This is a genomic window from Echinicola marina, assembly GCF_020463795.1.
In the GTDB taxonomy this organism is placed as follows: domain Bacteria; phylum Bacteroidota; class Bacteroidia; order Cytophagales; family Cyclobacteriaceae; genus Echinicola; species Echinicola marina.
Map to the genome: position 1 here is coordinate 1,904,784 of NZ_CP080025.1, position 18,793 is coordinate 1,923,576.

Below are 18,793 nucleotides of genomic sequence, written 5' to 3' on the forward strand. Positions count from 1 at the left end.
CCAGAAACTACTCAGGACTCAAAGGGTTAATCGAGGTAGATTATTGGTGAATTTTGGTTTTTTTGCAATTGTAAATTGGCTAGGATATTAGGGTGTAATTGCAAATTACACCCAGTCACCATAGACGGTTTATTCTACACCTAGGAGGGGTTTTAATTAGCCTCTTTTTTGTTTAAACAGTATTTTTGACTTTTGGTCAACATCTCTTTTTTTATTCTCCTAAAATTTATCAATACTGTTAGGATTAATTTTTTTAATATATCTTAGAACCAACACCAGAAAAAATATTATGAAAAAGATAGTAAAAAGAATAGAATTTCCTTCCAATGATTTTACAATTGATGAAGAATTTATTAAAACTAATTTTGGTTTAGTAAAATGGGACTATGCACATGAGCAATTCCATTTTACAGATAACTATGTAGTTATGGAATATGTGCCGAATGAGAAAAAGGAAGTTAGTTTTGGGTGGTAGTCTAAAAGGATAATTGGTTTTGATTATGTGCAAATATTTTAATAAACAGCAGTTACTGAGAATAGAAGTGGAGGCAAGTAAAGAGATTTATAAGAAATCGTTTTTCAATATTTGGGGAAATAAAGATGCTTCCATCTTTATGGTGTCAAATCGTTCTGGCTTGATTCTCACTTATGGAAATTCCGATACTGGATTAAGGCATATAAATGAAAGGCATTCATATGGAGTTAGGAAATGTTATTGGGAAAATGATAAGATTCAAGACCCAACCAAATTTAGTTTTAGTATAGCTCCAGTAGATTATTTATATATATGTGATCAAATCTACCTGGAAAAGAATAGAATAAAATCAAAACATGAACAATTTGAAGTTTATGAAGGAGTTTTGTCCACCTCTAAATATAAGGGGGAAAAATTTAAGCTGATCATCTATTCAAATTCTAAAGTGATACATACTTTTTTTCAGATAAAGAACACATATCCCAATAGAAAAGGTAGAAAAAGGTTGAATTTAAAAAGGGGGTATAGTTCATGTTCAGTTGATGTAGAAAGTGGTGTTGAAATATTTAAAATCCCTTATTTTGATTCTAATAATAATTTAATTGTTGAAATAATTATGAAAAGATCTAATGCATTAGGTGAAGATTGGTTTATTAGGTATAATGATGAAGATATTTTCATAGAGCGAAGAAAAGGAGTTGGTTATCCAGCTCCTTTTAGAATGAATATTATTGATTTTGAGGATGTAAGATGGATTGAACATAGGGTTAAATTATTGATAGCTTAATTTATCAATTATCTTCAACCTCTTATCATCTTCACAAATAAACTTTAACCTACCCCCATCTGGGTGTAGAAAGAGCGTTGGCCTAGGTGTAATTTGCAATTACACCTTTCTATCACTAAGAATTTGTAATTCAATTTTCATGGATTATCCCCTGCTATGGTAGAAACCTATCAGATAAGAGATCAGGAAATGCCAGAAGCAGGCTCCTGTTCTAACGAATAAAATTACGAAGCAACCTGTTTTTACCTTCCTGTGCTATCATGGTGAAAGCTATTGAGATGAAATTGGAAGAAGGCCTCGCACCGAAGGTATGCTGTCCCACCAAGATACCTGTACTTTACCATAGCAAAAGATTTAATATCAATACCCCTAGTGCCATATAAAAATCGGTCGAAAAACCGTAAAAAATAGCGAAATAAGCGAATTGTCAATAGGGTATATCCTCTTAGAAAGTTGGGCTGTTAATAAAGCTTGGGCATCCCTAACCCACATTTGCAACGCGGGTTGTTAAATCATAGCATTTGCAATGCGGCTTAAGAATAAATAATGGCGTTAAAACCTCAGGAATTATATGGACTAATACCTTACTTGTATCAAATATTTCATTCCAAATCCAAAGCTCTTTGCATTCCTTGCTCGCAAAGGTCAAAGATGCTAGATATCCTCTTGTTAATTACCAAGATTTGTTCCTCAGAAGGACAGAAGTTCGGATTGTAGCGGGATTTGCAGTAAGCGTCATCCAGTAGTTTGAGCAAGGCCTTTTCTTGATCATTGTCTTGAGGAAAAATGCTGGATAGCTCGGGAATGAACTTCTGACAATCCTTCAATAAAAGCCTGATCTCATGACATTTCCTCTCCCTGTTTTGCCAGGCCAGAATTACTCCCCTTAAGAGCAGCTCCCCGGCTTGGTGTAAAAAATACAAACTCAATGCTTCGGCTTTCTTCGCTTCGGCCTGCATAGCAAAACCCATAAACTCTCTAGCCTTTTTCCAATGACTATGGAATACTTTTTTGGCCCGTTTTTTAGCCTCAGCTAATTGTAGTGCATCCACTTCGGGGAAAGGATTGGCCCCTTCTTTTTGGTAGATGAGGTGAAAGTCTTGAAAGTGAAGTAGAAAGAAAAGGTCTCCGGCTTCCTGCTCCTTCCATAAGGTCCGCTTGGTCGTCAGGTGAATGTTTACTTCTTGCTTTCCTAAAGCCAAAAAGTGCATTAATGGCTTGATCTCTTCAAAAGAGCGGTAATCATTGCTTGACAGTACCACATAGACTTCTTTCAATTTATTGGGCTTATCTTCAAGCAAGGAGGGCTGTTGAATCAAATAGATCATTTCGGGTCGCACCAGGATTTCCAAAGCACGGACCAATTCTTTAAAATAAGTCTCCCCATTGATATGATCTTTTTTTGCCGATGTCTCGGTAGGTTTTAGGCTATTGGTGATAGCAAGGGACTCAAGCAGCCTGCTTAGCTGTTCATAAAAGAATACGCCGTCCAATAATTCTGCTCCGCCTTTCACTTCTTCAGCATACATGAGCCATCCTTTGTGCATTTCCCATAGGCGATCATGGATTTCTCTTTGGTCAAATTGGGAAAAGAATTCAGTTTTTGTTGTTTTATGTTTTTTCATTTGGTTAAAGGTTTAAATGTCTGTTCTATAGCTTGCTTTTGGACCATCATATTTTCTGATTGTTTTATGTTTTTTTAGATATAGTTTTCTCTACTAAATGACCCCTTGTGCTAGTTAGTCGAATAGTCTTATCTTGAAAGATGTTTTATTGCGGGGAGGTCGACACAGCTGCGGGCCGGCGTAGGCCTTGTGGGAAGAAGCTTTAGCTGTGTCTTGATTTTTCTTTGCTTCGTTTCTTTTCATCTAAGGAAAAGAAATGAAGAGTTAAGCTTAGAAACAGTTTTAATTGATCAAAAACACTTTCAATTGTTAGTTTTTTTAGGTTTTATCAAAATATAGACCTAGCACAACAGGTACTAAATAGTCTGTTACTATTCTGTTAAAGAATGGCCAAAATCCATTTCTCCGGCGTAGATCAGGTAGCAAGCCTCTAGCATTTTCTTTAGGGATAGGTACAGTAAGATCTGGTCGGGATAGTATTCGGATTCCCTTTCATAGTGTCCCGAAAAAGCATTGTCCTGCATTTCCTTTAAGAGCAGTTCATAATCCAATCCCTTGATCTTGATTAGGCTAAGCCTTAGGCTTATATGGGGCTTTCTGAGCTCTTTGTTCGACAAGTGTTTCGGAAGATATTCCCAAGGAGCACAATGCCCGGAAGACCTTCTTCCTGAAAGGATCCTGGAAAGGCGCCGCTTTTCATACTTGATGATCTTTTTCAGTATCCTGGGCCGGTAAGGATAATCTGAAAATGGTAAGGGGCCATTTTGAAAAAGCGTGTCCAGTTCATGGATCAGTTCAAGAAAGTATTCCCTCATAGAAAAAGCATATAGGGGATGCTTTTCTATTTCAGGATGAACTTCATACATTCCCGAATAATAAAGTCGGTCGATGCCTAGCAGATAATAATGGACGGAGGCCCTGTCAAAAAGCGCTAGGATCACTTTATGGAGATGTCCTTTTGCGGTAGCGGTTGATTGAAAATTATTCATAATGTATCATCTTAAAATATGTGCCAAGTCAAGATCAGTCATCCAGTAATACAGGTCCGTTCACTTCCTTGGTGTCCAGTTCTACCGTGTAGATCAAAAAGCAGATGTCCAATAGCTTATGAAGGCAACGGTATCCTTCCAAGTCATCCTCCTCCATATCGTAGATCCTTTCCGCACCACAAAGTGCATTGATCTGCCATCTGTAAAGCATGCGCTCCCAATCGGTCTGGCATTTCCAATTTAGAATTTCCCATAAGACCACATAAGGCTGATGCAATTCCCGATACGTCAAATATCCAGGCGTATGGCAATAGTGGGAAGGATAATCATCAGGCTGCCAAAACTTCCTAATGCCCTCCACCATGCGAATGATGGCTTTTTCTTGATAGGTTCTGATGCGGTGCGGATAGCACTCTTGCGCCTTCAGGCTAAATAGATGTCCCAGTAATTGGTTCCAATAGCCATAGGCATGTGTGATGGCGTAGGGATAGGACCGGACCGCTTCAGGCTTATAGCCAAAAGCAGCATGAAACCAATCATCCAAATGGATGCGATACCCCTGTAAGCCCATATAATCACAAAAATCCGCAATGACGCTATAGGGGTAGCGCCCCTTTTCTCCGAATGTCAACATGATGTCAAAAGCAATAAATAAACAAACAACTTTTCGAATAGGATCAGCCCTACTTCGAAAATTCAAAACTGTTTCAATCCCTGTACGGTGTAGTGTGTACAGGACCATAAGCGCTCAAAAATGTAGATAGTTATTGTCCAATTGATTATATTTCAAGAACAATCATCTAAATTTATAGTATTTTATCTAATAAGTCAACTTTTTTAAACAATAAATCTATATAATGTCGGTAATAATAGATAGAATAGGTGAATTCGCTAAATATACGAATAGAAGTATCCGGAAGGTAGAGCTGGAGATCGGAGCGGCCAATGGTACTTTGTCCAAGGCCATAGGAAAGGACAAGGATGTACATACCAAGTGGATCGCCTTATTTATGGAGCATTTTCCGGAAGTCAATCCTGCTTGGCTGCTGACGGGGGATGGAAACATGCTGCTACCCACTCAAAAACCAGGAGAAAGTGAGCAGCGGCCTTCCCACCAATTTGACGAACCCATGGTGGAATACCAGTCCAAAATCATCGAACAGCACAAGGAGGTGGTCGCCTCCTTAAAGCAGGTCATCGCCGCACTGGAAGGGCAACTGAAGGAAAAGGAAATCATCGTCCAGCTAAAGGACCAGATCATTGCAAATTTGGAGGAGCAGGTAAAGGTCTTGTCTAAAGGGTAGGAGTAGATATTTTTGGGAGTTGATGCTGAAGTAATCTTGTTTTTACTTATCTACTTTTTTCCTTTGCTAACCCGCGTTTACAATGCGGTTATAGGATAAATTATAGCGTTGATAAACGCAGGGATTTAGGAGTCCTCGTTGAAAATTAGGACTAGGACTGGGTGTAATTGCAAATTACCCCCAGTCACCATAGACGGTTTATTTATACAGCTAGGAGGGGTGAAGGTGATGATAAGGGGAGAGATTGTTTAAATTTTTGCAAGGTAATATTGATCGGTAAATTTGATTATACTTTGCCGTTGTTTTGGCGTGAGCCTAAGCTGTTTACAAGCGAGAATCAAAATCACCTGATTCATGTTGTATAAAGAAGGAAGTTATTGTATAATTGAATTTATATTTTTGTGATATGGCAACAGAGATAAATGTAAATGCTAACATGCTAACTTGGGCAATAGACCGAGCGGGGTATGATATGCATGAATTTGTCGAAAAGATGCCGAAGGTCACCGCTTGGATCAGAGGGGAGAAAAAACCAACCTTGAAGCAACTGGAGGCCTTCTCTAAAAAAGTTTACTTGCCATTTGGGTACCTATTCTTGACAGAGCCCCCAAAGGAAAAACTGCCTATTCCTTTTTTTCGAACTAATGGTGAACAAATTGAAAAAGTAAGTGTCAATGTTTATGATACCATTTTATTGCTTCAACAACGTCAAAATTGGCTTAGGGAATACTTGAAGGAGAACGGTTTCGAACGCTTGGGCTTTGTAGGCAGCTTCAAAGGCAGCCAAGATGTTTCTGGAATTGTTGATAATATAAGAACTACACTTGGACTGGCAGAGGACTGGGCTCAACATTTTAAAACCTGGCAAGAAGCCCTCAATCATTTAGTAGAGGTTATTGAGGATAAGGGGATTATCACTGTTTTTAATGGTGTAGTTGAAAATAATACGTCCCGCACTATTGAGGTGGAGAATTGTCGTGGTTTTGTTTTAGTGGATGATTTAGCTCCATTTATGTTCGTTAATAATACAGATGGGAAAGCCGCTCAATTATTCACGATAGTACATGAATTGGCCCATATCTGGACAGGGCATAGTGCTGGGTTTGATTTTCGCAAGCTTCAGCCTGCAGATGATCCTATTGAAGTACTCTGTGACAAAGTAGCTGCTGAATTTCTGGTGCCTAGAAGTGCATTCAACAAGCAATGGGCAGATTATCCAAGTATCAAAGAATGCTCCCGTTTCTTTAAAGTGAGTGAAATTGTTATTGCTCGGAGGGCATTGGATACTGGGAAAATATCCAAAAGCCAATTTTTTGCTTTTTATGAAGAATATAAGAATAGAGAGTTTGTCAAAAAGCAACATAAAGGGGGAGGTGGTGACTTTTATGCCACAGCAAGGAAAAGACTTAGTTTGACATTTGCATCTCATGTTAATAATGCCGTGAAAACAGGTCAATTACTTTATAGGGATGCCTACAAACTAACCAGCATGAAAGGGGATACTTTCAATAAATTTTTTGAGAAAACGATCTAAGGCCAATGAAAAAATATGTGGTTGATAGCAATTTTTTTATACAAGCCCATAGAGCCACTTATCCACTTGATGTAGCTAAGAGTTTTTGGATTAAAATCAATGAACTAGCGCAGTCGGGAATGATTATAAGTATTGATAAAGTTAAAAAGGAGCTCTATGATAAGAATGATGATCTTGAAGGATGGTGTGTGAATAATTTGCCGAGTGGATTCTTTCATGATTCATCAGCTGCTTTGCAGCAGTATGCTTAAGTATCCGCTTGGGCAAACTCAAAAAGTGACCATTACCTGCCCAATGCCATCAATGAATTTTTAGATGCTGATGAGGCGGATGCATTTTTAGTCGCCTATGTACTGAATGATGTCCAGAATAGGATTTTGGTGACCCATGAAGTTAGTAATCCCAACCAAAAGAATAAAATAAAAATGCCTGAGCCATGTAATCATTTCGGAGTACGCTATATAAATACGATTGGAATGTTTAGAGAGTTAGGAGTAACATTCTAATTGTGCTGAAGTAGATCCTTTTTTAGCTGCATTGGGAATTTAGTGTATGATGTCTTTGCACTATCCCATCTGGGTGTAGAAAGAGCGTTGGCCTAGGTGTAATTTGCAATTACACCTTTCTATCACTAAGAATTTGTAATTCAATTTTCATGGATTATCCCCAGCTATGGTAGAAACCTATCAGATAAGAGATCAGGAAATGCCCTGTTTTTTAACCTTCCGAGTGGTAGGTTGGGTAGATGTTTTTTCAAGAAAAGTCTATAGGGACTTCGTCTTGGAAAACCTGGCCTATTACAGAAAAGAAAAAAGACTTTACCTTTTTGGATATGTCACATGACAAATCATATTCATTTGGTGGTTCAGCAAAAGGACAGGAAATTGTCCGCATGGGTACGTGATTTCAAAAAGTTTACAAGTAAGAAACTACTTGCCATGATTCTGGAGAATCAACAAGAAAGTAGGAAAGAGTGGTTGAGGATGATCTTTACTTACCATGCCCAATTCAACAAAAGGTCTGGAGGGATGCAGTTCTGGCCTCATGAGAACCATGCTATAGAACTTTACTGACATGAAATGACCGAAAACAAAGTCAAATACATCCATGAAAACCCGGTAAGAGCAGGATTAGTGGAGAAACCTGAAGATTATTTGTGCTCAAGCGCCAGAAACTACTCAGGACTCAAAGGGGTAATTGAGGTAGATTATTGGTAAATTTTGGTTTTTTTGCAATTGTAAATTGGCTAGGATATTAGGGTGTAATTGCAAATTACCCCCAGTCACCATAGACGGTTTATTTATACAGCTAGGCGGAGCACCCCAGAACTGAAAAGGAATATTAAAACAAGTATTTTTAGACTAAATTCATAAGCATGAAAATCTCTAAAAACATCCTCTCGGACATCCAATCTATTATCTCCACAGCTCGGCAGAATGCTGTGCGCTCGGTGAATTTTGAGCGGGTGGTGATGTACTGGAAAATTGGGGAACGGATTTTTGAAGAGGAGCAACACGGTGAGCAACGAGCAGAATACGGTGCCTATTTAATAAAAAACCTGGCGGAAGCATTGGAGCCGGAATATGGTACCGGGTTTTCTGCCCGGCAATTGGAACGCTTCCGGCAGTTTTACCGAACTTTCCCAACTACGTCCGCACTGCGGACGGAATTTACTTGGACGCATTACAAACTGATGCTTTCCCTTGATAATGAGGATAAAAGACAGTTTGCAAACGAGGACTAGAGAGGGATTTAGTTTCAGTAAGAGCGAATGGCCAAATTGAGTCGATGAGCAATACGTTCTTTGAAATCTTGAGGAAATATTACTTCAACTTGTTCTCCGAACGATAGAACCAATCGTTCTAATTCAAAATTTGGAATGACTTTGATTCTGACTTCAAGACCTGTAGGATCATTTTTATGCTTTTGACTTGGGTGAATTGGTTTGGTTACGACATAAGGCGCAACTTCGGGTGTAAATTTTAATACAATTTCCTGTAATTTGACACCTTCCGGACTGGTAACTCCGACTAAATCATAAAAATACTCTTCCCAATCTGTTTTGGATGGTTTATACTTTAAACTCGTTTCTGATAAAGATTCAATTCTATCCAATGCGAGATTCCAATTGGGTACCAGATTATCAGAATTAAGTCCAAATGCAAACCACCGATTGTTGTACTGTTTCAAAAAGTAGGGGTGAAAAGTTATTTCATAAGGTTCTGAGCTTTTAAAGTCCTTGTATGTGACTTTCAAAACCCGTTCATTAATTATACTGTTAAATAAAGGTGTTAAGAAATGAAGTCCTTTCAAATCTATATTGCTTTCAAAGCTTATGACCTCATTTTTACGCTCAATCAAGCCAAACTTTGATTCTAGCATGGGGATCATTTCATTGACCCATTCAAATTGGGGGGTGCCGGAAAAACGGGAAAGTATTTGAAGTGCTGATTTTATCTGTTCTGCTTCCGAATCATTCAAAGGTTGGTTATTTATGGAGAAAGATAAATCGTTATACCGGTAATAGACTTTCCGACCATCACGAATTCTTTTTAATGAAATAGACCAGCCTTGCTCGCTCTCCATAAAACGAATATCATCAAAAAGCTGCCTTCTTTGTATTCCTTCAACCTTTGGATCAAATTCTGCCAATGCACTGTTGCATTCATCCAATAAGTCTTCCCAAAAATACATTCGGCCTGGATTGCGAAAGCATTTGTCCAAAGTTTGGTAGCGAATTAGTGCATTTTTATTAGTGGCCATTTACTGTGCAGATTGATTGCACAGCAAGTAAGTTATTTTGTGTCAAAGTTAAAAATGACAGCTATGGAGATCACTAGAGGAAAATTAGGCAAAAGAATGGTTGAAGAGAAGGAGACTCAAACATGTTCCAGATGTGGAGGCACCGGAAAACTGCCACAATTTGCTCATATCAAAAACGGAATATGCTTCAAATGCCAGGGACAACGGAAATTTGAGAAAAAGACATTGATTTTATAACCAGTGCACTTTGACTGCACTCTTTAATTATTAATTTGCAGCATTGGTTCTTTGAAACACCTGCCTAAAGGTATTGATTCGTGGGTGCTGTCCCGGTTTCCCGGGAAAAGATCGGCACCTCTTTCCCTTCATATGGGCCGGCCAGCCCGGAGGGATTGAATGTTATTTTGGTAAACTCCAATCGACTTCCCTTGTGTTGTTCTTCCTTTGGATATCGATTATTGTTTATGATGATATATGGATTGATGAAATATACACACATTCATTACAAATAGAATATCCGGCAGGTGTTTTCAAAGTACTCTTCAATATAAATCATGAAAATTGACCAAACACACATCAACCAAATACAAAAGCAATTTAATGAGCTGGAAAGCAAAGAGGACCTGGTGAAGCTATTAAGCGATGCAAGGAATATGCTATATGGACAGGAGTGTAAGCCATTCCAGTTGAAGGCATTGACCTACTATTCCAATCCTAAAGTTTGCAGGAAGCGTTATAAAACTTTTAACATCAAGAAAAAATCAGGTGCGGACAGGACCATCAACGCTCCGGTTAAAGGGTTAAAGGCTATACTTCGATCCTTCAATTTTGTTTTGCAGTGCCTATACAAGCCCCATGAAAACGCAATAGGTTTTGTATTGGACAAGTCCATTGTGGATAATGCCCAAAAGCATGTAGGACATCACTATGTGCTAAATTTGGACTTGAAGGATTTCTTTCATTCGTTCGATAAAAAATGGGTGAAATACGGGCTCATGTCCCCCCCTTTCAATTTACATGGGGACAAAGAGCCCTTGGCATTTTTACTGGCAAGTCTTGTAACACATCCTTTTGAAGTCGAGGGCGAAGTAAAAAACGTACTTCCTCAAGGAAGCCCAACATCACCTACCTTGACCAATATTCTTTGTCAAAAACTTGATCGCAGACTGAATGGATTGGCCAATCGCTTTGGGGCGACCTTTACCCGGTATGCGGACGATATTACTTTTTCCTCACCGCATACTATCTATAACGATGAAGCATTCAATAACGAGTTGAAGCGAATCATTGAGGAAGACCAAAAATTGGCTATCAACCCAAAGAAGACACGCTTACAGAAGGCGGATTATCGCCAAGAAGCCACAGGATTGATTGTAAACGACAAAGTCAATGTCCGCAGGAGATATGTGAAGCAAATCCGCATGTGGCTTTACTATTGGGAAAAGTACGGCTATGAAAAAGCGGAACAGATTTTTAAACGGGATTACATTGCCGATAAAGGGCATGTAAAAAACATCAATGCTCATTTGGTTAATGTGTTAGATGGGAAATTGGAGTTCTTGAAGATGGTCAAAGGAATTGAGGATGGGACTTATAAAGGATTGAAAGAGAGGTTTGATAAATTGACACAATCTTATCCATCACCCACAATATTGAAACTTTCCGATGACAATCAGAATCGAATGTTAGAAAATGAGACAGTGTCCATTTCTAATGGAACCCCATCAGAACTTCTGAATAATAACAAAATTAATAACATAGAACTAATTGTTCGTCCACTTGGTAATTCTACCGTTGAAGAGTTGATGGTGGACAAATACTTAGTAAAGGGATTGAAACTTCCCCATATTGAAATTTTTGAGAACCCAGACAAATATAAACCTTCACTCCCGCACAATCCGGAACAGACAACGATACTTCTCACTGAGTTTAAAAATGATGGATCTGGTTTTAAGGAATTGGTTCATAAACCATTTGATGAGATTACCCCTTACAAGGTCTTAGAGGAAGTGAAAAACCATCCAAACTTTAGTGAGTATTTCAAAAAAGGAAGAAAATCGGGGTTTAAAGGAAACATTAATCGTGAAGTCCAAAATTCTGTTATTGGTTTAATAAATTCTTTTGAAAGAATTGGAAATATGCATTGGGATCAATTTAAAGAATATCCCTTTGGAGAACATGGATCGTCTGAATATACGACCTATGCGATGAACTTCAAGAAAAATTATCGGTTTGGTCCTAGGCAAGATGGTTACACTAGTCTTGAAGAATTAATAAGATTTACATTTTTAAAGGAAATAACAAGGTTTGATTCAAAACTCATTTTCCTTCCAGATGATAGAAGGTTTAACCTAAGAGGGAGTTTTTACACATGGGTACCTTCTGTTAAGAAAGGATTAGAATTTATCGCACAAGGAATAAATGAACACTCCAATATTTGCGGGAGTAGCTCCTTTAGCACTAAAGAAATCTATTTTGAGCTAAGAAGAGATACTTTTCTAAACACTATTTCTCTTTTGATTACTGATTCAGATTCAGTAGCTAAAAGACCCGCTGAAGATATACTAAAAGACTTGAGGTTGTCTGAGGTATTCAAAAAATATTTTAGGTCGATTTGTGATTGGACTATTTACTTAAAGAATGAAGATGGCAATTTTCAGCTAAGGGTTCTAAAAAGAATTCAAGATACTGGGAAAGAAGACATTATTAGTATAGAAGGAACAAAAGGATTTACTCATAAAATCACTTTTTATGGCACATGATTTAAAACCAATTTTACTAATTGACGACAAAAAAGACGGACAGTTCAGAGGCAAAGTTTTTATGCAAGAACTTTCAAAGGATTTGCAGCTATTAATTGATTTTTATATGGATGTAAATCAATTAATTATGACATCAGATGAATGGTCAGTAGAGGTATTATTTGACCCGAAAAAATATGCAGGGGTATTTCTTCATCACAGCTATGAAGACCCTCTCATTAACGAATCCCAATTATCAGATTTAAGAGATAAGTTGAAAAACTTAGACCTTTTTATCTTTAGTGGGGGCACGGAAACTAATCCTTCAACTAAACAAGTTAGGAGAGAATCGCTTTTTGGTAATTTCCTAAAGCCAGCTGTTGATGCTTATTTAAAAATGGAAGTCTTCCCAACTTCATATTTGTTTGGTGGGAACATAAATCGTTTTTATCCTATTATCGATGAAATGTATCAAGTACTTGAGGAGAAAGGTAAAGACACATTATTAAGTCACAAAAGCTTTGAATTATATATTTCTATCTGCGGTTGGAATTTGCATTTAGTTCAAAAAAATTTTAAGGAACGATTTACTGAAGAGCAAATTGCTGATAAAATAATTGAATGGAGACTAAATTTTAACCAATGAAACATTTAATACTACATCTTGGGCAATTAAGTTCAGAGCTAGATTCAGCGTCATTCTCAAGTTGCAATCTTGAAAATTTACGCAAAGAAAATTCGTTAAATCCAATTGAGGAAAGCTTGAAAAGAATTGATGAAAAAGACTTATTCCCATATCGGGTAAGTTCTTATTTGACAACAGAAAAGTATGAGTCAATCATTATTTTCAAGGAAGGACTTGGATGGGATCAAGTGATTCGATTGTCAGTTTACCTTAGGCTCCTACCTGATGATAATTGGATTTCAAAAACGCCTATCATCATTTGTTCCGATAATGTACCTAACCCTATTTATGATAAGGATTTAGCTAATTTAAAGGACATACAAAACTTCCTAAATATTCCTGGAGTATTTTATAAGTCATTTTTTGCCCTTTTTGGAAAAGGAGAAAATGATGAAGGTAATACCGACTATGGGATAAATAAGTTCTTAAAAACCATAAATAAAGATTTTGACACCAAGGCAATAATAATAACTTCAGAGAATTTAGCAAATGACCGTCACTCAATAACGAATCATTGGGGGGCAGTTAAATTAGCTTTAAATGCTGGTTATGGGTTAGACGAAATAGATTATACATTCCCGCCAACGCTATACTTTAACTATTTGATCAAGAAATATTCTATTAAAACAGAACCTAATACAATCAAAACAAATTTTAACTCCCTGTTAAAAAGGAATAAAGTTCTATTGATAGATGACCAATCGGACAAAGGCTGGCATGCCTCACTAGCGAAAATGTTTGAACCAGGAGAGGTTGATGTGGCAGATGATTTTGAAATGGTAAATCAATTTGGAAATCTAAAAGACGTGAGTTCATATGATTTAATTTTCTTAGACCTTAGACTTCCAAAAATTCAAAAAAAAGAAATTGAATATGATAACGGTATAAACCTATTAAAGAGAATAAAAGATTCTTACCCCCAAGTGCCCATAATAGTATTTACTGCATCAAATAAATCTTGGACTAGAGAAACCGTTAGAAATTTTGGGGCTGATGGTATGTATGTTAAAGAATCGCCTGAATACGCTGGTGATCAAACTTATTCAAAGGAGAATTTTATAAACTTCGAAAAGTCTGTCAGGGAGACTCTGGAAAAGTATAAGGTGTTAAGACCTTATTGGGAAGCAATCCAAAAAATACTTAAGGACCAAACATTTCTTTCAATACCGGAAAAGGGTAGTTCCAACTTTAAATCTAGAATCGAAGAACGGTTAATGATGTTCTATGGCCTTTTGAAAAGAGGCTTTGAGCAAACTGAATATAATGAAAGGCAATTTCATTTTTCAGACTATGAGTTGGCATTTATGACCTTATGGAGTGTTTTGAATGAAATAAGTGAGGCCAATTTTATTAAGTCTCAACCGAACATAACAATTCAAGATTCAGCAGGTAATTTATTATCCAATCATCCAGGAGGACAGCCAATAACCTATAATCAGAACCATTTTAAGTGGGAAATAATTGGTCAATCAGATACATATGTTGAATATGCCTACAGTACATTTATTGATACAAATACGAGGCATCATGTAACGAATACTTCAGGCAGGTATTACAAGTTAAATCATGAACGGAAATCTTGTTTCTTATTCGAAAACAATCAATTTCATATTGTTTCTCCGATAAAAACTAATACTAATTATGAAAACACATTATTTCTTCAGATTGCCTTTCTGATTGAGAGAAAGGCAAATCTCTCGATTAGCAGTAATAAATCAAATTTCCAACATAACCTAGTCAGATTAAATGAGGCTAGAAACCACCTATATTTAACCCATGGTTCTGATATTTCTTCAGGATTCTACAATCAAACTGAAAAAGCGAAAAGGGTTAATCATTCAATTAAACCAAATGGAGATATCAAGGAATTATTTGAGCTAATCTCATTCTTATTGACCGGAAAAGAAAATGGAGTAGATATTAATTAATGCAGATACACCGCACAGTTTAAAACAACCTTTGTATGAAAGAATAACAGCCATGAAAATTTTTGACCATTTCCAACATATCAATCTCACCAACCACCAACGCAATGCGTTGGAAATGCTTCACGCTTTTTTAGAAAGTGATGAGCGGGTGTTTATACTTCAGGGATATGCGGGTAGTGGTAAAACAACCTTATTAAAAGGTTTGGTTGAATATCTCAAATCTTTAGAAAAGAAATATCAATTAATGGCTCCTACTGGCAGGGCGGCGAAAGTCATTAATCAAAAAACAGGCTTTGAATCTAGCACTATCCACAAGGGGATCTACAGTTTTGAAGAATTGCAGGAAATAAAGCAAGGTGAAGACGAAAATGATGTTTCGTTTTTGTACCAATACAAAATCAGAAACAATCCGGAAGTTCATGATTCGGTTTTGATAGTGGATGAAGCTTCCATGGTGAGCGATATCCTTAGTGAAGGTGAGTTTTTCCGTTTTGGTAGTGGTCATTTGTTGCGAGACCTTATGACTTATGGCAGAATTCAAGAAACAACTACAAGCAGCAAAATCATTTTCATTGGTGACCCTGCACAGTTACCACCAATTGGAATGAATTTCTCCCCCGCCCTTGATCCTGAGTATCTCACAGATACATATAATGTTAAAGTTGCTCAATCCGAAATGAAAGAAGTGAAACGTCAAGATGCCAATAATGGCATTTTGATTTCTGCCACTAAAATCAGGCAGTGTCTTACATCCGGCTATTTCAACGATTTTGATTTAAGAGAAAATGGTCGTGATATTTTTAATCCGCCTTATCAGGATTACTTAGAAACATATAAGGCCCAAAAAGAGCAGAAAATCATCATTTGCTGGAAGAACAAAACAGGACTTGATTTGAACCGAGCTATTCGGAGAGACAAATTTGGAGATGATTTACCCATACAACCATCTGACACAGTTATCATAGGAGGAAACAATTACCGCTTAGGTATCATGAACGGTGAATTTGCGGTTGTTTCAGAAGCCAGGCCAGTAGTTGAAAGCAGAGAAGTGAGGTTTTATGACAAAGGAGGTAAAGTGCAAAGGGTGAGACTTACTTGGCGAAGCATAAGCCTTGTTTTACCTGATGAAAATAATCAGCCCAAAACCGTAAACGGCTTCATTTTAGAGAACTACCTATGCGGTGATAACACCTTAACCCCCGAAGAGCAAAGGGCCCTTTACATTGATTTCAAAAACAGGCACCCTAAACTGAAAAAGGGAACTGAAGAATTCAAGAAGGCCATCACTAATGATAAGTATTTCAACTGCATTCTTCTAAAATATGGTTATGCCGTAACTTGCCATAAAGCCCAAGGTGGGGAATGGTCGAGTGCATTCGTTTTCTGGGACAGAGGCACACAAGCCAACTTCAATTTTTATGAATCAGAGCAGAATCGATCAGGAAAATCCAACCCTGACTTTTACCGATGGGCCTACACCGCCGTAACCCGAGCATCTAAAAAGCTTTTCTGTATAAACCCTCCTTACTTTTCCTCCTTTTCAGGAATGAACTTTATAGATGTGAATGTTCAACAGGCTTTCAATCAATTAACAGGGCAATCAAATCCAACAAGTGAAATCAATATCAGTGAGGCTTTGCCAGAATTGGAAAAATTTGGCTTAGTTGATGCACCATTGACCGTTCAAGATCATTTTATTCACAGATGGTATAATCTGCGAAAGCAATACATAGCTATTGAAGCATGGCAAAAAGTTGAATATGAAATCCGCTATATCTTTAGAAGAGAAGGTCAAACAGCAGCATTTAAGTATTGGGTAAACGGGAAGAACATTTTTAAACCTAATTTTCAAAAGCTTCCTGCCCAAACTAATTCGAATGAATTATTTGAAACAATTTTAAAGATTTTTGAAAATCCTCATCAGGTTATTGTAAACAGAAATAATGTGGAAGGAATTTTGACCCAGATTGGATTTGATGTTGCCTTAGAAGAAGAAAAACCATTTTTAAAGACCTTATTTGATCAAGTCAGCCAAAATTTAGATGAAGGTGAAGTCATTTCAGATATTCAACACCTTAACTATCGGGAGCGTTATACCATAGAAAAGGATTTAAAGTCATGTGTTATCGACTTTGAGTACAACAAAGATGGATTCTTTGGGCGAGTACTTCCTTTAGAAAACAAATGCAACAGTTCTGAAATCCTTGAAAAAGTTAAGGCTATTATTAACCGCCTAAAAGAAGATGATTATGTCGTTTAGAGAGATAAAGGAACTTCGAAAAACCGGAAAACTTGAAGAAGCTTTAGAAATGGCAAATCAGGCTTTGGAAACAGAACCGGATAACATCTGGAATAAGCGAGCTGCTGCTTGGGTGTATTATGATTATCTCAAAAAGTCTTCTCAACCTGATTCATTTGATGCATTCAAGGAAAATCTAATAAAGATTAAAAGTTTGCAATTGCCGGAAGATGAAAAAATGGTATTTGATAATTTAGCCTGGCAAATTGGGAGCATGGTATTTGGCTTACATAAACTAGAACACGTTGATTATGGAAAAATTAACGGACTCTTAGATATTATCAAGGAATTTCATTTTACCAAACCGTCAGAAGCGTATTCCTTCATTTATAAGGCTTTTCACAAGGGATACCAAAACTGGTCAAAGTATCTGGAATTTGCCGATTGGTGGAACTTTGAAAACTTCCTTCCAGAAGATTACCTAAAGGAAGAGTTTAAAGACAAAAAAATAATGGCAATTGCCGAACAGGCGTACATAGCCTATTCAAAAAAGCTTTTGGAGGGTGAATTGGTTGACCCTTTTGGACAGGAAAGGGCTATTGATAAAAACAAGATTAAGATATTTTTACACCAATTAGACAAAATAATTGAAAAACGTCCCGAATATCAATATCCGCCTTACTTCAAGGCAAAGCTATTATTGGCATTAGGTGATGATGAAAATATCCTCTCTTCCTTTTTACCTTTTGCCAAGCAGAAAAGAAATGACTTTTGGGTATGGGAAGTAATGGCGGAAATATTTCCAGATGAAAAAGAAGTTCAGTTTGCATGTTATTGTAAGGCATTGAGTCTGAAAACACCAGAAGACTTTCTGGTTAAGCTCAGACAGACATTTGCAGGTATGCTTGTGGAGAGGCAAATGTACAATGAGGCCAAAACCGAAATCCAAAAGGTGGTTGTTACCAGAGAACAACATGAATGGAAATTACCAAACCAAATAATCCAATGGACAGAACAAGATTGGTATAAATCGGCCACACCAAACATGGATAATAAATATCTGTATTCGAAACATGTAAAGAAGGCAGAAGAAATATTATTCCAGGACGTGCCAGAAGAGGTCATTGCAGTAGAATTCGTGAATGAGAACAAGAACATATTGAATTTTGTGAAGGACAAACAGAAATTTGGATTCTTCAACTATTCTGGTCAATTGGATAAACTACAAATTGGAGACATACTAAAGGTTCGTTTCAATGGAGAGGGGCAAGACGGATTTTACAAAATTTTAAGTGCTAAAAGGGCGGAAACTGATCAAGCCTCTGATGCGATTAAGTATTTTGAAGGAACATTAAGGGTGATTTATCCACAGAATTTTGGTTTTATAGAGGACGTCTTTATTGAGCCAAAACTCATTCAGGATAATAATATATCTAATGGACAGATTGTAAAAGGAAAGGCAATATTATCATTCAATAAAAAGAAAAATGAATGGGGATGGAAAGCAATAGAGTTAAAGTAGTGTCACATTTTGATCTTTTCTTTTTCCCTAAGGAAGTCCAAAAAATGCTTTAACCTTTTCATATATTAAGACTTTCACAGTATCATCAGGTAGGGACTTTAGAAGAATAAATAGAATCTCTGCCTTTCAAATAAGAATTAAATAAGTCCCGCGTCAGAGACAGCGGGACAACTAATTTCGTTTTTTATGTCTAGCGTCTCA

General features: G+C 37.1%; 16 protein-coding genes and 1 pseudogene. 13 read left to right on the forward strand and 4 right to left on the reverse strand.

Annotation, left to right across the window (positions count from 1 at the left end):
- Positions 1–289 precede the first annotated feature (289 nt).
- Positions 290–475, forward strand: coding sequence for a hypothetical protein (locus KZP23_RS08115; RefSeq protein ID WP_226335678.1), 186 nt, complete (start codon positions 290–292; stop codon positions 473–475).
- Between the two features lie 25 nt (positions 476–500).
- Positions 501–1,262 (forward strand): hypothetical protein, encoded by a 762-nt coding sequence (locus tag KZP23_RS08120; protein ID WP_226335679.1) that lies wholly within the window; start codon positions 501–503, stop codon positions 1,260–1,262.
- Between the two features lie 602 nt (positions 1,263–1,864).
- On the opposite strand, the gene KZP23_RS08125 is transcribed toward KZP23_RS08120, so the two are convergent.
- From KZP23_RS08125 to KZP23_RS08135, 3 genes are all read right to left on the reverse strand, one after another.
- A complete protein-coding gene (locus KZP23_RS08125; protein WP_226335681.1) occupies positions 1,865–2,887 on the reverse strand; it encodes a HEPN domain-containing protein in 1,023 nt (340 codons plus the stop codon).
- Between the two features lie 371 nt (positions 2,888–3,258).
- The gene (locus KZP23_RS08130; protein ID WP_226335683.1) at positions 3,259–3,876 is read right to left on the reverse strand and encodes a hypothetical protein; all 618 of its coding nucleotides are present in this window, start codon (positions 3,874–3,876) and stop codon (positions 3,259–3,261) included.
- 34 nt (positions 3,877–3,910) lie between these two features.
- Positions 3,911–4,576: a hypothetical protein gene (locus KZP23_RS08135; protein WP_226335684.1), complete on the reverse strand. Its 666-nt coding sequence runs from the start codon at positions 4,574–4,576 to the stop codon at positions 3,911–3,913.
- Between the two features lie 157 nt (positions 4,577–4,733).
- On the opposite strand from KZP23_RS08135, the gene KZP23_RS08140 reads away from it, so the two are divergent.
- The 6 genes and pseudogenes from KZP23_RS08140 to KZP23_RS08165 all read left to right on the forward strand — a co-directional run bounded on the left by KZP23_RS08140 (position 4,734) and on the right by KZP23_RS08165 (position 8,458).
- A complete protein-coding gene (locus tag KZP23_RS08140; RefSeq protein WP_226335685.1) occupies positions 4,734–5,180 on the forward strand; it encodes a hypothetical protein in 447 nt (148 codons plus the stop codon).
- Positions 5,181–5,586: 406 nt separating this feature from the next.
- The gene (locus tag KZP23_RS08145; protein WP_226335686.1) at positions 5,587–6,714 is read left to right on the forward strand and encodes an ImmA/IrrE family metallo-endopeptidase; all 1,128 of its coding nucleotides are present in this window, start codon (positions 5,587–5,589) and stop codon (positions 6,712–6,714) included.
- A gap of 5 nt (positions 6,715–6,719) precedes the next feature.
- Positions 6,720–7,220 (forward strand): annotated as a pseudogene (locus KZP23_RS08150) (DUF4411 family protein).
- A 333-nt stretch (positions 7,221–7,553) separates the two neighbouring features.
- On the forward strand, positions 7,554–7,787 hold the full coding sequence (locus tag KZP23_RS08155; protein WP_226335688.1) for a hypothetical protein: 234 nt from the start codon (positions 7,554–7,556) through the stop codon (positions 7,785–7,787).
- 6 nt (positions 7,788–7,793) lie between these two features.
- The gene (locus KZP23_RS08160) at positions 7,794–7,931 is read left to right on the forward strand and encodes a hypothetical protein (RefSeq protein ID WP_226335690.1); all 138 of its coding nucleotides are present in this window, start codon (positions 7,794–7,796) and stop codon (positions 7,929–7,931) included.
- Positions 7,932–8,089: 158 nt separating this feature from the next.
- On the forward strand, positions 8,090–8,458 hold the full coding sequence (locus tag KZP23_RS08165; RefSeq protein ID WP_226335691.1) for a DUF1016 N-terminal domain-containing protein: 369 nt from the start codon (positions 8,090–8,092) through the stop codon (positions 8,456–8,458).
- A 14-nt stretch (positions 8,459–8,472) separates the two neighbouring features.
- Here the strand turns inward: KZP23_RS08165 and KZP23_RS08170 are convergent, their stop codons facing one another.
- The gene (locus KZP23_RS08170) at positions 8,473–9,477 is read right to left on the reverse strand and encodes a helix-turn-helix transcriptional regulator (protein WP_226335692.1); all 1,005 of its coding nucleotides are present in this window, start codon (positions 9,475–9,477) and stop codon (positions 8,473–8,475) included.
- Positions 9,478–10,031: 554 nt separating this feature from the next.
- Between KZP23_RS08170 and KZP23_RS08175 the strand changes: the two genes are divergently transcribed.
- From KZP23_RS08175 to KZP23_RS08195, 5 genes are read left to right on the forward strand one after another with little or no spacing between them, the layout of a single operon-like run.
- Complete coding sequence (locus KZP23_RS08175) at positions 10,032–12,239, forward strand: reverse transcriptase domain-containing protein (RefSeq protein WP_226335694.1); 2,208 nt, start codon at positions 10,032–10,034, stop codon at positions 12,237–12,239.
- A complete protein-coding gene (locus KZP23_RS08180) occupies positions 12,229–12,864 on the forward strand; it encodes a hypothetical protein (RefSeq protein ID WP_226335695.1) in 636 nt (211 codons plus the stop codon). The genes KZP23_RS08175 and KZP23_RS08180 overlap by 11 nt, the downstream gene beginning before the upstream one ends.
- On the forward strand, positions 12,861–14,831 hold the full coding sequence (locus KZP23_RS08185; RefSeq protein WP_226335696.1) for a response regulator: 1,971 nt from the start codon (positions 12,861–12,863) through the stop codon (positions 14,829–14,831). The genes KZP23_RS08180 and KZP23_RS08185 overlap by 4 nt, the downstream gene beginning before the upstream one ends.
- Positions 14,832–14,883: 52 nt before the next feature.
- The gene (locus KZP23_RS08190; protein ID WP_226335697.1) at positions 14,884–17,091 is read left to right on the forward strand and encodes an ATP-dependent DNA helicase; all 2,208 of its coding nucleotides are present in this window, start codon (positions 14,884–14,886) and stop codon (positions 17,089–17,091) included.
- On the forward strand, positions 17,081–18,592 hold the full coding sequence (locus KZP23_RS08195; protein WP_226335699.1) for a DUF7017 domain-containing protein: 1,512 nt from the start codon (positions 17,081–17,083) through the stop codon (positions 18,590–18,592). Before KZP23_RS08190 ends, KZP23_RS08195 begins: the two co-directional genes overlap by 11 nt.
- Positions 18,593–18,793 lie beyond the last annotated feature (201 nt).